The following is a 646-nucleotide window of genomic DNA, read 5'->3' as shown; positions in this document are numbered from 1 at the left end:
CCCCGGCGCGTTGCCCGAGCGTCAGTCGAGCTGGACGCTGCTGCGCAGCTCACCGCCGCTCCACGTCTCAAGAACCCACCGATCAGGTCGGGGCGGTGCGTCCGCCATGGCCCGTGCCGCTTCCCAGGCCCGCTCCGCGCAGCCGTAGACCCCACTGACTACCGACGTTTCGGCCCAGAAGGCGCTCCGCAGAAGTACGTAGTGCTCGCCGTCGATACTGATACTCACGCCACGGATCCTCGCCGATCGCAGGACGCCGCAGTGGCCCTGGCATGAAGCGCTGCGACGATGGCGCGGGGCCAGCCAGCGGATCGCGCAGCGGGGCGGCTTAGACCTCCTGCCGGGTCGGTTTAGAGTCAATCCGCGATTCACCCGTCCTTTCCCTCCGGCCGTGGCGGACAACGCATCGTCTGACCAGTGCTGCCGATCTTGAAGGAGTATCGATTGACGCGCCGACCTCCTGAGGGCAGGCCGCGGGTCCTCCTCCTGCCGCTCCTCGTCGTCGTCGTGGGGCTAATCGTCAATGCCTATGCGCTGACCCACAGTTCCCGAACCGGCAGCACGTGGCTGGCGATGATCGGCGGAATCGTCGGGGCGATGGCGATCATCGCAGTGGGCGGATCGGTCGTCTCTCGACGGACTGTGC

At 67.3% G+C, this 646-nt stretch carries 2 protein-coding genes; one reads left to right on the top strand and one right to left on the bottom strand.

Features of this window, described 5'->3' with window-relative positions; genetic code table 11:
- Positions 1 to 21: 21 nt before the first annotated feature.
- A complete protein-coding gene (locus tag C5C54_RS17520) occupies positions 22 to 228 on the bottom strand; it encodes a hypothetical protein (protein WP_104248267.1) in 207 nt (68 codons plus the stop codon).
- Between the two features lie 189 nt (positions 229 to 417).
- On the opposite strand from C5C54_RS17520, the gene C5C54_RS18180 reads away from it, so the two are divergent.
- On the top strand, positions 418 to 646 hold a 229-nt coding region (locus tag C5C54_RS18180), incomplete at its 3' end, for a hypothetical protein (protein ID WP_219812232.1).

The organism is Rathayibacter sp. AY1F2, assembly GCF_002930885.1.
GTDB lineage: Bacteria > Actinomycetota > Actinomycetes > Actinomycetales > Microbacteriaceae > Rathayibacter.
The sequence above is the reverse complement of the archived record's forward strand: the minus strand, read 5'-3'. Positions and strand labels throughout refer to the sequence as shown.